Below are 12,477 nucleotides of genomic sequence, written 5' to 3'. Positions count from 1 at the left end.
CCTGGTTCCACTGACACATAAAAGGTCGACGCCGGACTAGTTGCGTGCCGTTGCCGTGTAGCGGCCGTCGTTGCTGGTGACGGCCAGCGGCAGGCCAAAGGTGGTGCTGAGGTTTTCCTCCGTCAGGACATCCGTGATGGGGCCCTGTGCCACCACGCCGCCGTCGCGCAGCAGCAGTGCGTGGGTGAAGCCCGGGGGAACTTCTTCCAGGTGGTGCGTCACCAGGACGGTGCAGGGGGCCAGCGGATCGGCAGCCAGCTCGCTGAGGCGGCGCACCAGACCTTCGCGGCCGGCAAGGTCCAGGCCCGCGCCGGGCTCATCCAGCAGCAGCAGTTCGGGGTCGCTCATGAGGGCGCGGGCAATCTGCACGCGCTTGCGCTCACCTTCACTGAGGGACACAAAGGTGCGGTTGAAGAAGGTGGAAACGCCCCACTCTTCCAAGAGGCCGAACGCGCGGCGCTCGTCGTCGCGTTCATAGTCTTCGCGCCAGCGGCCCGTGACGCCGTAGGAGGCGGTAACCACCACGTTGAGAACTTTTTCCAGCTCAGGGATCTGCCCGGCTAAGCTCGCGGAGGCCAGGCCGATCCGCGGGCGAAGCTCGAAGACGTCAACGGCGCCCATAACCTCATCCAGGATGCCTGCAACACCGCGTGTGGGATGCATGCGGGCGCCCGCGATCTGCAGCAGGGTGCTCTTGCCGGCGCCGTTGGGGCCAAGAACCACCCACCGTTCACCATCAGCAACACGCCAGTCGACGTTGTCCAACAATGTTTTAGTGCCGCGGACCACGCTGACACCGGCCAAACCCAGAACTTCACTCATAGACAAGGAGCCTATGACACTAAAGGCAGCCAACGCTAACCAGCACGTCCTTGAGTCATGAGCGGACACTGGCGCTGTTTCGCTAGAATGCATTCATGCCCTCCTCATACACCGCAGTTAGCTATGGCCAAACGCTCTCCCCCGACGCCCTGGACCAGGTCCGCGCAGTGCTCGCCGCGAATGGCTGCACAGTCGTTTCCGAAGACCGCCAGAGCCACCCCGGCTTTACTGCCGCCAGCTTTGAACTGTCCTGCACGCAGGAAACCAGCGCCGAAACAGCCCGTGCAGCACTCGCCTCCCTGCGCAGGGCCCTGTCAACGGCCACGCCCGAGGGCATCACCACGGCCGTGGTGCCCAATTCCCTGCGGAACGCCGCACGCAAGTTCATCATCGTGGATGTTGACTCCACGCTCATCCAGCAGGAAGTCATTGAACTGCTGGCCGCGCATGCCGGCACGGAGGCCGAGGTGGCCAAGGTCACAGAGGCGGCCATGCGCGGAGAGCTGGACTTTGCCGAGAGCCTGCACCACCGGGTGGCCACGCTGGCCGGACTCCCCGAAAGCGTCCTGGCGGACGTGGGGGCCAAGATCGTGCTCTCCGTGGGCGCCGAGCGCCTGGTGGCCCAAGCCAAGGCTGCCGGACACGTGGTGGCGGCCGTTTCGGGTGGCTTCTCGCAGATCCTGGCACCCCTGGCACAGCGGCTGGGCCTGGACTACGCCATGGCCAACGATCTTGAAATCGTGGACGGCCACCTGACAGGCAAGATCACGGGCGCTGTGGTGGACCGCGCCACCAAGGCCGTGCAGCTGCGCACCTGGAGCGGGGAGTCCGGCATTGCCCAGGACGCCACCATGGCCATCGGCGACGGCGCGAACGATCTGGACATGATGGCTGCGGCAGCACTGGGTGTTGCCTTCAACGCCAAACCTGCTGTGCGCCAGGCCGCCGACGCCCAGATCAACCTGCCCAACCTGGACGTGGCGCTGGCGCTGGCCAACATCTAGGGCGCCATACGCTTTTCCCCAGAGCAATTTCACAGAAAAAGGCCCGGGCCGGGTGCCCTGCTATCCAGCAGTTCACCCGGCCCGGGCCTTTTTTGCTCCCTGCTCACCAAGGAGGCAGGGCTGTTGCCTATTTGAAGGAGTCGGCTCCGCCGACGTATTCGGTGTGCCCCGTGGGAACATCGGCTGTTGCCATAGCTGCGATTTCGGCAGCAAACTCGGCCACGGAGTACAGGCGGCCGGCTTCGGCGCGGCGGGCCTCGATGGCGCCCGGGTTGGCGCGGTCCAGCAAGGTTGCCGTCACGGTGCCTTCAATCATGTCCGCTGAAACCACCACTAGCGAGATGTCCTCGGCAGCCAGGTTGGGGATCAAGGCACGGAGAGCATCCTCACCGGCACGCTTGCTCTTGGCCACCGGCAGGTACTCGGGCATGGTGGGCACCGTTTCAATGAAGTGCGCCTGGTGGCTGGTGACGAACACAACACGGGATCCGGCCGGCATGACGGGCATGGCCGCATTCAACAGGTTGACCTGGGCATCACGGTTGAGCATGAGGGCATAGTTTTCAGCCATGCCGCTTTCCATGCCGCCCGAAGCGTTCAAGACCACCAGGTCCAGGGAGCCAAAGTTCTCCAGTGCGGCACTGACCAGGGCCTGGACGCCTTCCTGGGTGGTGAGGTCCGCGCCCACGGCAACTGCACGGCCGCCGGCTTCAATGATCTGGGCAACAACCTTGTTGGCACGCGGGGCCTTCTGGCGGTAGTTCACCACAACTGCTGCGCCTTCCGCGGCCAAGAACTTGGCAACATCTGCACCCACGCCACGTGAGGATCCGGTGACAATGGCTGTTTTTCCGTCAAGCTTTCCCATAAATATTTCCTTTAGGTTTAGCAAAAAATAGTCAAAAAACTGTGCGGGCAGCCCCACACGAAACGCTCCTGCACGATCTTATCGGCGCGCCCGGCTACTACCGAGTACGGCGCCCTGCGCATGGGAGTGGCAGGGTGGGTCCTAGTGGCCCATGCCCAGGCCACCGTCAACGGGGATCACTGCCCCGGAGATATAGGAGGCCTCGTCGCTGGCAACCCACCGGACCACATTGGCAACTTCCTCGGCGGAGGCAAAGCGCTTGGCCGGGATGCTGGCGAGGTATTGCTTTTGGGTGTCCTCGGGCAGAGCGGCTGTCATGTCGGTGCTGATGAAACCCGGTGCCACAACGTTGGCCGTGATGCCGCGTGAACCCAGTTCACGGGTCAGCGAACGGGCAATACCCACCAATCCGGCCTTGGAGGCCGCGTAGTTGATCTGCCCGGCCGAACCGTACAGGCCCACCACTGAGGAAATGAGCACCACCCGGCCCTTGCGCAGCCGAATCATGCCCTTGGAGGCGCGCTTGATGACCCTAAACGCCCCCGTGAGGTTGGTGTCAATGACGGATGTGAAGTCATCTTCGCTCATGCGCAGCAGCAAGGTGTCCTTGGTGACGCCGGCATTGGCGATGAGTACTTCAACAGGCCCGTGGGCCGCCTCAACTTCGGTGAACGCTGCGTCGATGGACGCCGCATCGGTCACATCGGCCTGGACACCCAGGATGCCGTCGGGCAGCTCGGAGGGGCTCCTATACGTCACGGCAACCTTGTCGCCGTTGGCCAGAAATGCCTGTGCAATGGCCAGGCCAATGCCGCGATTGCCGCCCGTGACTAAAACGCTGCGGCCCTGGCGCTCGGCGCCCTGCGCTGAACTCATGTATTCCTCCATTGTTGTAACACATTCATTGTTGTAACAGCCGTCGCGGTTCCGTTTCCTGGAATCCGTCCGGCCCATCGAAATTCGCTCTTGTTAACGAATCCTACGGTGAAAGGTCCGCGGGCACACAGTTGGCTTTTGGTTGTGCACAGCCGCAGTGAGAGAATGGGAGGGTCCCTTGGAGTGTGATGAAAGAGCAATCAGCTACGCCGATGTTCGGTGCCGGCCGGCGCAGCAAGTTCCGCCATGGCGCACCTGCCGCCGACGTCCCCGCCATAACCAATGCCGCAGTGGCGCACAGCGACGAGATGCGCAAGCGCATGGTGAAATACGCCACCGCCATGGGTATCCGCATGGTGTGTTTGGCCTCAATTTTTGTCTTCGATGGCTGGTTCAAAATCATTCCCGTCATTGGCGCGGTGATTCTTCCGTGGGTGGCAGTGGTGATTGCCAACGGCGGATCAGATATCGCCCACCAGGACACGGTTGACCTCCTCGATGATGCGCCCATGTACGCGGTCGACGCCGGTGCTGACGCTGCAGAGGATGCGGCCGCCCACGAGGTGCTTGCCGGGGAAATAGTTCCCGACGTCGATGCCCCCGCCGAATACGTCAAGACTGAACCATTGGACGCGCAGGAGCACACGCCGTGAATATTTTTGATTTGCTGCCCGCCCAGGAGGCGCCCCAGGCAGCCATCTGTTCCCGCAAGGGCTGCCGCGAGGCGGCCACCATGCAGCTGCTCTGGAACAATCCCAAGATTCACACAGCCGACCGCCGTAAGATCTGGTTGGCCTGCCACGACCACGTGGCCTGGCTGGAGGACTACCTCCAAAGCCGGTCGCTGTGGAAGGAAACTCTGCCGATGAGCCCTAAGGATTCCGCCTAGTTCATGAAGACGTACAAATTTCTTTTCTCCAGCCGCTGGGTTGGCTACTTCGCCCTAGCCCTCGTTTTTGCTTTGGCCTGTGTGGCGTTGGGGAACTGGCAGATGAACCGCCGCAATGCGGTGGTTGAGAACATCACCAAGATTCAAAACAACTATTCCGGCGCCATTGTGGATTACGACGCCGTGGCGGCCAACTTTGATGCGCTGGACCCGGCCAGAGAGTGGACACAGGTCCGGCTCAAGGGCACCTATCAAACAGCCGACCAGCGGGTGGTTCGCAACCGACCACTCAATGGCGCCCCCGGCTACGAGGTGCTGGTGCCTTTGCAACTGGAAAATGGCGACACCGTCATCATTGACCGCGGCTGGCTGCCCATTGGCTACACGCAGCCCGGCCACCCGGACGTTGTCCCGCAGCCCGAAAGCGGAGTTGTCACGGTGGTGGCACGGCTGAAGCCTGTTGAGCCAAAACTTGACCGTGGCGCCCCCGCTGGGCAGTTGGCCTCGATTGAACTCAACGACTACGCAGCCCAGCTGGACTATCCCATCAAGACCGGTGCCTACGGCCAGCTGGCCACCGAAACACCGGCGGCCGCCAGCAATCCTGTGGCGTTTCCAGCCCCGTCCATCGATGAAGGCTCCCATCTGAGCTATGCCCTGCAGTGGATAGCCTTCGGTGTCCTGGCCTTCGTGGGCTTTGGTTACGCTGCCAGGATGCAGCGACGCAACGACGAATTCGACGCCCTTGAAGCGGAAGAATCGGGTGTTCCCGTGGAGGAAATGTACGGGCGGGGCTCAGCGTTCCACCCGCGCCGGCTGCCCACGAATAAGAAACCGGGCGCTCGGCCCACGGCCGAGGAAGCCGAGGACGCGCTTCTCGATTCCCAGGGTTTCTAGGACCCGATCCACGAACCGGGCATCAGCATGCCACACTGTGAGTCTTGTCATAGACTGTCAGGCGTGAGCACTGAGACAAACAAAGATAACCGCAACCCCATTGTTGAGAAGGTGCGCGCAGCCCTGGCTGCGGCAGGGCTTGCCGACACTGTCATAGAGGTGCCGGATTCGGTGGCCACCGCTGCCACCGCCGCAGCCGTCCTGGGCTGTGATGTGGGCGCCATTGCCAACAGCCTGATCTTTGAATGCAGCGGCGCTCCCCTCCTGATTCTCGCCAGCGGGGCCGCCAAGGTGGACGTCAAATTGGTGGCCCGTGAGCACGGCCTGGCAAAGATCAGCCGGGCAACGCCGGACTTTGTCCTAGAACATGCCGGACAGCCGGTGGGCGGTGTGGCACCGCTGGGCCACCCAACACCCATCCGCACCTTCTTAGACACCTCATTGGCACAATACCCAGTGTTGTGGGCCGGGGCGGGAAGCCACCAGGCCATGCTGTCCATCAGCTATGAACAACTTCTGGCAACAACAGCGGCAACAGAAACTGCCGTGCGCTGAAGTCAGCACACGGCAGTTGGTCATGCTGAGGAATATCAGGCCAGGGTGATGAGGTCCAGGTACTCGGGGTTCCACAGGTCCTCGTCGCCGTCGGGCAACAACACAACACGCTCGGGGTCAAGGGCCGCAACGGCTCCCTCGTCGTGGCTGACCAGGACAACGGCGCCCGTGTAGTTCTTCAGGGCGCCCAGGATTTCCGCACGGCTGGCGGGGTCCAAGTTGTTGGTGGGCTCATCGAGCAGCAGCACGTTGGCACTGGAGGCCACGATGGTGGCCAGGGCCAGACGCGTCTTCTCACCACCGGAGAGAACACCTGCAGGCTTGTTGACGTCGTCGCCGGAGAACAGGAATGAACCCAAAATACCGCGAACCTCTGCGTCGTTCATGGTGCCGGCGGCCGAGCGCATGTTCTCCAGCACTGTGCGATTGACATCAAGGGTGTCGTGCTCCTGGGCGTAGTAGCCCACCTTGAGTCCGTGACCGGGAATGATCTCGCCCGTGTCAGGTTTAGAAACGCCGGCCAGCATGCGCAACAGGGTGGTCTTGCCGGCACCGTTGAGGCCCAAGATGACCACCTTGGAGCCGCGGTCAATGGCAAGGCTCACATCGGTGAAGATCTCCAGGGATCCGTAGGACTTGCTCAGTCCTTCCGCCATCAGAGGAGTCTTGCCACAGGGCGAGGGATCCGGGAAGCGCAGCGCTGCAACCTTGTCGCTGGCGCGCACTTCCTCCAGTCCGGCCAACAGCCTTTCGGCCCGCTTGGCCATGTTCTGGGCGGCAACGGCCTTGGTGGCCTTGGCGCGCATCTTATTGGCCTGCTCCATGAGGACGCCGGCCTTCTTTTCGGCGTTGGCGCGTTCCCGACGTCGGGCACGCTCGTCGGTTTCACGCTGGGCCAGGTACTTTTTCCAGCCCAGGTTGTACTGGTCGATCGTGGCGCGGTTGGCGTCAAGGTGGTAGACCTTGTTCACCGTGGCTTCCAACAGCTCGGTGTCGTGGCTGATCACAATCAAGCCACCATTGTGGCTCTTGAGGAAGTCCCGGAGCCAGGCGATGGAGTCGGCATCCAAGTGGTTGGTGGGCTCATCGAGGAGCATTGTCTGCGCACCTGAGAACAGGATGCGAGCAAGCTCCACACGACGGCGCTGACCACCGGACAGGGTCTTCAACGGCTGGTTCAGGATGCGCTCGGGCAATGCCAGGTTCGAGGAGATGGCTGCGGCCTCGGCCTCGGCTGCATAGCCGCCGGCAGCCAGGAATTCGGCCTCGAGGCGGTCGTAGCGGCGCATCGCCTTGTCGCGGATGGCGTCGTCGTCGCTGGCCATGTCATGTTCTGCCTTGCGCAGCTTGGTGATGACCTTGTCCATGTCGCGCGCGGCAAGAATGCGGTCCTTGGCCAACTGCTCCATGTCAGGGGTGCGCGGATCCTGCGGCAGGTAGCCGATCTCACCTGTGCGGGTGACCTTGCCGCCTGCGGGCAGTCCTTCACCGGCCAAAACACGTGTCAGGGTGGTCTTGCCGGCACCGTTGCGGCCCACAAGTCCGATCTTGTCACCGTTGTCGATGCGGAATGATACTTCGTCCATGAGCAGGCGCGCTCCAGCACGTAACTCAAGGTCTTGGACCGATATCAACGTAGTAACCTTTCACGTAAGCGGGTATGTGCCGCGAAACGAATCCTGAGCCCTTGCGGGCAAGACGATCGTTGCACAACCTGTCTAGTCTAACGAGGTTCCTGGGCCGAGAAGTCCTGCGCCCGGAGAAATTTACTGAAAGTAGCAATAATGACTTCATCACAGTCGATGGATGAGACGTTGGGTACATCCGGCGCGCAGCCCGGCGGATCACCCACGCGCCATGGTCTATACTCACGGCGGAAACGCTGGGGCGCCATGGACCTGTCGCTCATTGCCGTATTTGCTGCTTTGTTGGCTGCCTCCATAGCCGTTCCTGGGGTCAATGTTGGTCCCCTGGGTGTGGCCATCACCCTCCAAACACTTGTTGTCAGCCTGTGCGGATTGGTGCTTGGGTTTGGCCGTGGCACTGCGGCTGTGGGCCTTTACATCCTGTTGGGCCTCATTGGCCTGCCGATCTTCAGCGGGTTCCGTGCCGGTCCGGCAGTGTTGGCCAGCCCCTCCGCCGGCTACATCATCGGCTTCATCTTCGGCGTTGCCGTGGTGGGCCTGCTGGCTGCTTGGGCGGTTCGGAGCCGTTGGCGTGCAGCAGCCTTGTTTGGAGCTGCCATGGCCGGAACAGTTGTCATCCATGCCTGCGGAATTGTGGGCTTTGTCATCAAGGGCATGAGCCTACCGACAGCCATTCTGGCCGACGCCATCTACCTGCCCGGGGACATCATCAAGAACGTTTTGGCTGTGCTGATTGCCCTGAGCCTACACAAGGCGTTCCCCGATCTCTTGGTGCGACGCCGCACGTGAGCCCCGCCCCGAACTGCAGGATTGACCTGGTGCAAGCCAGCGTCAGCATTCCCCCCAGCGATCCCCGCATCAAAGAGTCAAAAACTATTCTGGCTCCACTGTCCCTGACCCTGACAGAACAGCGCATTGCCGTGATTGGCGCCAATGGTTCCGGAAAATCCACGTTCCTGCGCCTGCTCAACGGCCTGGTGCTGCCCACCACGGGCACGGTTGAGGTCAACGGCCGCAGCACCCACCGCGAGGCGGCTGCGGTGCGGCGCAGCGTTGGCTTTGTCTTCACCGACCCGCTCTCACAGCTGGTGATGCCCACACCACAGGAAGACATCGAGCTGTCCCTGCGCCGGGCGAAACTGGGCAAGCAGGAACGCCGGGAGAAGGCCCTGGCCATTCTGGGCGACTACCGTCTGGAGCACCTGGCGCAGAGCAGCATTTACGAACTCTCCGGCGGTGAACGCCAGCTCACGGCACTGGCCACGGTGTTGGCGGTGGTCCCGGACATCCTGGTCCTGGATGAGCCGTCCACGCTCTTGGACCTGCGCAACACCCGGTTGTTGATGGATCGGCTGGCAGAACTGCCCCAACAGCTCATCCTCTCCACCCACGATCTGGCGCTGGCTGCCACTTTTGAACGCGTCCTGGTCATGGACAAGGGTGCCCTGGTGTTCGACGGCGACCCCCACCAGGGCGTTGCCGCGTACCGGGAGCTGGCAGGCTAGTGCGTGGCCACGCACATTTGGTGGCCGGTTACGTACCCGGCGCTTCGCCCCTGCACCGCATGCGGCTGGGGTTCAAGGCAATCCTGCTGTTCGCCGTGGCGGTGCTGGCCCTGGGGTCCCCCATCCTTGCAACCCGGGTTGGGGTTGTGGTCACGACCCTGACCCTGTTGGTGGTTGTGGTGGCCCACTTTGTGGCCGGACTGGGCTGGCACCGGATGTGGCGCGCCATCCGGCTCATGCTGGTCTTCCTGGTCCTGATTGCCGGGTACCAGTGGTGGCAGCATGGACCGTGGGTGGCCTGGCAGGTCATAGCGGCCATCGTGGCAACCGTGCTGGCCTCAAATGTTCTCACCTCCACCACGCCCGTGGATGAGCTCCTCGACGGCCTGGCCGCCGTGGTCCAGCCGCTGGAACGGTTCGGAGCCGATCCGCAGCGGTTCTCCCTCACCGTGGCGCTCATGCTGCGCAGCATTCCGTTTGTCATTGGCGCCTTTGCCGATGTGCGTGATGCCGCCCGTGCCCGCGGCCTGGAGCGCAATCTTCTGGCCCGTTCGCTGCCGGTGGTCATTGCCACGGTGGGTTATGCGCGCGCCACGGGGGAAGCGCTGGCGGCGCGCGGCCTGGGCGATCCCGAGGACGACGGCGCGCCCCGGCCCTGAGGGTCAGCCCCGGAACCGCTGCGCCGTGTCAGTGGCTAGAGGTTTGCCCACTGGAACTGCGCCGAAATGCCCATGCCGCCTGCCATGCTGATCATGGCCACGGCATTGACGCCGGGCGCTTCCTTGCGGCGCGCCTGGGCCAGCAGCCTCGTCACCGACACAGCCCCCGAGGCACCGTACGGGTGCCCCAAGGCCAGCGCCCCGCCGTCGTGGTTGAAGATCTGCGGGTCAAGCTCCAGGAGATCGGCAACGGCGAGGACCTGGGCTGCGAAAGCCTCGTTGAACTCGATCAGACTATTGCCCAGGCCGGCGGCGTCAAGGCCCGTGCGGTCCATGAGTTCCCTGGTTGAGTGGGCGGCACCCACCCCCAGCAAAGTGGGGTCGTTGCCCGTCACGGCGCTGTCGCGGAACACCAGGCCCGCCGCGCCCATGATCCGGGCCTTGGCCAGGGACGTCACCACCACAACGGCCGCGCCGTCGCTGTCGGGGCAGGAATTTCCGGCCGTCACCGTGCCGCCGGGCACAAAGACCGGCGGGAATCTGGCCATCAGCGCTGCGTTGAGATTCTGGCGGGGGCCCTGGTCTGCTGAGCGGGACCCGAACGGCACCAGTTCCTGGCTGAAGTGCCCCCGGGCTGTGGCGGCTAGGGCACGCCGGTGGCTTTCCAAGGCGTACGCGTCCTGCCGGCTCCGGCTGATGCCGTAGTGCGTGGCAACGTTCTCTGCCGCCACGCCGGCGTCTGGGTCGCCCAGGTCAAGCGGGGAGAATTGCGCCCGTTGGTAGAACGCCAAAGTGCCGTCCGGGTTGCGGTGCGCACGGGCGGGGGCTGTGCTGATGCTCTCCACTCCCCCGGCCAAGTACAACTCGCCCGCGCCGGACTGAACCAGCCGGCAGGCCAGGACTATCGCCTCGAGCCCCGAACCGCACTGCCTGTCCACCGTGAGGCCCGGGACGTGGTGCGGCAGGCCGGCACTCAAGGCCGCGAGCCGTGCCACGTTTCCGCCACCGCCGGTCGCATTGCCCAAAATGACGTCATTGATTTCCGCCGCGGGCAGCTCGTACCCCGCCACCAGGGCCTTCAGCACGGCAGCGGCAAGCTCCTGTGCCCGGAGATGCTTGTAGGGCCCGCCTGCCTTGGCGTTGGGCAAGCGCCGGGCGGCAACGATGACGGCTGTGGTGCGGGCCGCCTGGCCGGTCACGTGCGCCAGGCTAGTGGATTCGCTTGGCACGGGGGTCCCCCTCATTGAGCCACTGGATGAAGATGGCCCGGCTGATCTTTCCACTGCCGGTCAGTGGCAAGGTGTCCAGCAGAAAGTACTGGCTTGGCCGGTGGGATGCCGGGAGTTTGGCCGCAGCAGCCCGGCAGGCTGCCAGCATGTCAGCAGTGCGGCCTTCGCGGTGCTCGACTGCAGGGGTTTCACTGAGGCAAATACCAGCCACCAGGCGCTGCCCCCGCAGGGGCTCCTCACGCCCGGCCACCAGAACACTGCCCTGCCAGTCCGCGCCTCCGGCCGCGGCTAGGGCCGCCTCCACGGCGTGCGGATAAACGTTGGCCCCTGCCATGATGATCATGTCGCTGGCGCGGCCAAGCACGTGCAGCCGTCCGGCACGGTCCAGAAATCCCTTGTCGTGAACTGTGAACCACTCGTGTGCGTCCTGGTCGTCGGCATCGTGCCCAGCCTGGCGCCACGGGGCATTGGCTGACAGGGAGCCGAAGGCCAGGCCGTCGTCGCCCCAGGCATAGCCGTCGCACACATAGGGGCTCTTAACGTAGATGGTCCCGGTAACGTCCTGCTCCACGGGCACTCCGTAGCTGTCCCGGATGCTGATTTGAACGCCTGGAAACGCCGAACCCACACCGATGTCCGGAGCTGAGGCAGCTTCGCCGGGTGCAGTGGCTGATGCAGCAACAAAGCCCAACTCGGCGGCGCCGTAGTACTGGTAGATGGTGGCGTTGGGTGCCCAGTCGCGGGCCAGGGCCACCGCGCCGTCCGAAAGGGCCGATCCCGCACAAATGATCGATGTCAGCGCCGTGCCAGACTTTTGCAGGCGCAACCCTGCCCCGGCTAAAAGCTCTAGAACTGTGGGCACCACCACCAGCCTGTTGACGTGGTGTTCCGCCAAGGCTGCCAACGCTGCCGCCGTGCTGAACTGGCGCAGACCCACAAAAGTGGAGCCCGCATGGATGGACTCAGCCAATGCATAGAGATTCATGCTGGCGGCTAGCGGCCCCGGGGCCAGGGTCACCGATTCCGCTGTGAGCCCGAAAAACTCAGCACTGCGCCCCAAGGATTCCTGCCACGACGCGCTGCTGCGGGTGAACGCCTTGGGCATGCCGCTGGTGCCCGAGGACAATCCCAACAGGAATGGCGGCACGGCTGGTGCCCCGCAGTCGGACGCCCATTGCCGCGCAGCATGCCGCAGCTGAAGCTTCAGTGCGGGCGGCCATTGGGCGTCTGCCACCATCGCCGTGGCGCCGGCGTTCACGGCCGCGCAGAACCTGACGGCCAGGGCTGTGCTGTTGGGCTCGTCGATGAACTCAACAGCCTCGGCCGTGGCGGGGGTGGCTGTAGCGGGGCTGGGCGTGGCGGCGGCCAGGAGCTGCGCGTAACTGAGGCGCTGCTGACCCACCACCACGGCGGTGCGCTGGCCGGCGGTGTGGGCCCACTGATGGAGCTGGTCGATGAATGGCATTGACTACATGCTAGCGAAACACTGTCCTCGATCATTACCCCGCAGCCCAATCGGCAGGAGCT

At 63.8% G+C, this 12,477-nt stretch carries 14 protein-coding genes; 8 read left to right on the top strand and 6 right to left on the bottom strand.

Features of this window, described 5'->3' with window-relative positions; all coding sequences use genetic code 11:
• Positions 1–36 precede the first annotated feature (36 nt).
• The gene (locus ACX80Q_RS04535) at positions 37–822 is read right to left on the bottom strand and encodes an ABC transporter ATP-binding protein (RefSeq protein ID WP_459329333.1); all 786 of its coding nucleotides are present in this window, start codon (positions 820–822) and stop codon (positions 37–39) included.
• Between the two features lie 95 nt (positions 823–917).
• On the opposite strand from ACX80Q_RS04535, the gene serB reads away from it, so the two are divergent.
• Complete coding sequence (gene serB / locus ACX80Q_RS04530; RefSeq protein ID WP_459329332.1) at positions 918–1,826, top strand: phosphoserine phosphatase SerB; 909 nt, start codon at positions 918–920, stop codon at positions 1,824–1,826.
• A gap of 127 nt (positions 1,827–1,953) precedes the next feature.
• On the opposite strand, the gene ACX80Q_RS04525 is transcribed toward serB, so the two are convergent.
• Complete coding sequence (locus ACX80Q_RS04525; protein WP_459329331.1) at positions 1,954–2,694, bottom strand: SDR family oxidoreductase; 741 nt, start codon at positions 2,692–2,694, stop codon at positions 1,954–1,956.
• Positions 2,695–2,835: 141 nt separating this feature from the next.
• Positions 2,836–3,570, bottom strand: a complete 735-nt coding sequence (locus ACX80Q_RS04520; RefSeq protein WP_459329330.1) for a beta-ketoacyl-ACP reductase — start codon at positions 3,568–3,570, stop codon at positions 2,836–2,838.
• Positions 3,571–3,758: 188 nt separating this feature from the next.
• Between ACX80Q_RS04520 and ACX80Q_RS04515 the strand changes: the two genes are divergently transcribed.
• From ACX80Q_RS04515 to ACX80Q_RS04500, 4 genes are all read left to right on the top strand, one after another.
• Positions 3,759–4,223 (top strand): DUF3099 domain-containing protein, encoded by a 465-nt coding sequence (locus ACX80Q_RS04515; RefSeq protein ID WP_459329329.1) that lies wholly within the window; start codon positions 3,759–3,761, stop codon positions 4,221–4,223.
• Positions 4,220–4,459, top strand: a complete 240-nt coding sequence (locus ACX80Q_RS04510; RefSeq protein ID WP_459329328.1) for an acetone carboxylase — start codon at positions 4,220–4,222, stop codon at positions 4,457–4,459. The genes ACX80Q_RS04515 and ACX80Q_RS04510 overlap by 4 nt, the downstream gene beginning before the upstream one ends.
• 3 nt (positions 4,460–4,462) lie before the next feature.
• Positions 4,463–5,356: an SURF1 family cytochrome oxidase biogenesis protein gene (locus tag ACX80Q_RS04505; protein WP_459329327.1), complete on the top strand. Its 894-nt coding sequence runs from the start codon at positions 4,463–4,465 to the stop codon at positions 5,354–5,356.
• Between the two features lie 63 nt (positions 5,357–5,419).
• On the top strand, positions 5,420–5,911 hold the full coding sequence (locus ACX80Q_RS04500; protein ID WP_459329326.1) for a YbaK/EbsC family protein: 492 nt from the start codon (positions 5,420–5,422) through the stop codon (positions 5,909–5,911).
• A gap of 35 nt (positions 5,912–5,946) precedes the next feature.
• Here the strand turns inward: ACX80Q_RS04500 and ACX80Q_RS04495 are convergent, their stop codons facing one another.
• Positions 5,947–7,545 carry an ABC-F family ATP-binding cassette domain-containing protein gene (locus ACX80Q_RS04495; RefSeq protein WP_459329325.1) on the bottom strand — a complete coding sequence of 533 codons (1,599 nt, stop codon included), beginning with the start codon at positions 7,543–7,545 and terminating at the stop codon, positions 5,947–5,949.
• Positions 7,546–7,695: 150 nt separating this feature from the next.
• On the opposite strand from ACX80Q_RS04495, the gene ACX80Q_RS04490 reads away from it, so the two are divergent.
• From ACX80Q_RS04490 to ACX80Q_RS04480, 3 genes are read left to right on the top strand one after another with little or no spacing between them, the layout of a single operon-like run.
• Positions 7,696–8,346, top strand: coding sequence for a biotin transporter BioY (locus ACX80Q_RS04490; protein ID WP_459329324.1), 651 nt, complete (start codon positions 7,696–7,698; stop codon positions 8,344–8,346).
• A gap of 47 nt (positions 8,347–8,393) precedes the next feature.
• A complete protein-coding gene (locus ACX80Q_RS04485; protein ID WP_459329428.1) occupies positions 8,394–9,062 on the top strand; it encodes an energy-coupling factor ABC transporter ATP-binding protein in 669 nt (222 codons plus the stop codon).
• Positions 9,063–9,082: 20 nt separating this feature from the next.
• Entirely contained in the window at positions 9,083–9,721 is a 639-nt protein-coding gene (locus ACX80Q_RS04480; RefSeq protein WP_459329323.1) for an energy-coupling factor transporter transmembrane component T family protein, read from the top strand.
• Between the two features lie 35 nt (positions 9,722–9,756).
• Here ACX80Q_RS04480 and ACX80Q_RS04475 read toward each other — a convergent pair whose 3' ends face one another.
• Together ACX80Q_RS04475 and ACX80Q_RS04470 are read right to left on the bottom strand one after the other, a co-directional pair.
• Positions 9,757–10,950, bottom strand: coding sequence for a thiolase family protein (locus ACX80Q_RS04475; RefSeq protein ID WP_459329322.1), 1,194 nt, complete (start codon positions 10,948–10,950; stop codon positions 9,757–9,759).
• Entirely contained in the window at positions 10,931–12,415 is a 1,485-nt protein-coding gene (locus ACX80Q_RS04470) for an AMP-binding protein (protein WP_459329321.1), read from the bottom strand. Before ACX80Q_RS04470 ends, ACX80Q_RS04475 begins: the two co-directional genes overlap by 20 nt.
• Positions 12,416–12,477: the final 62 nt, after the last annotated feature.

The sequence above is a fragment of the Arthrobacter sp. HLT1-20 genome (assembly GCF_054510895.1).
Note: the sequence above shows the minus strand (reverse complement) of the source record. Positions and strands in the feature narration are given on the sequence as shown.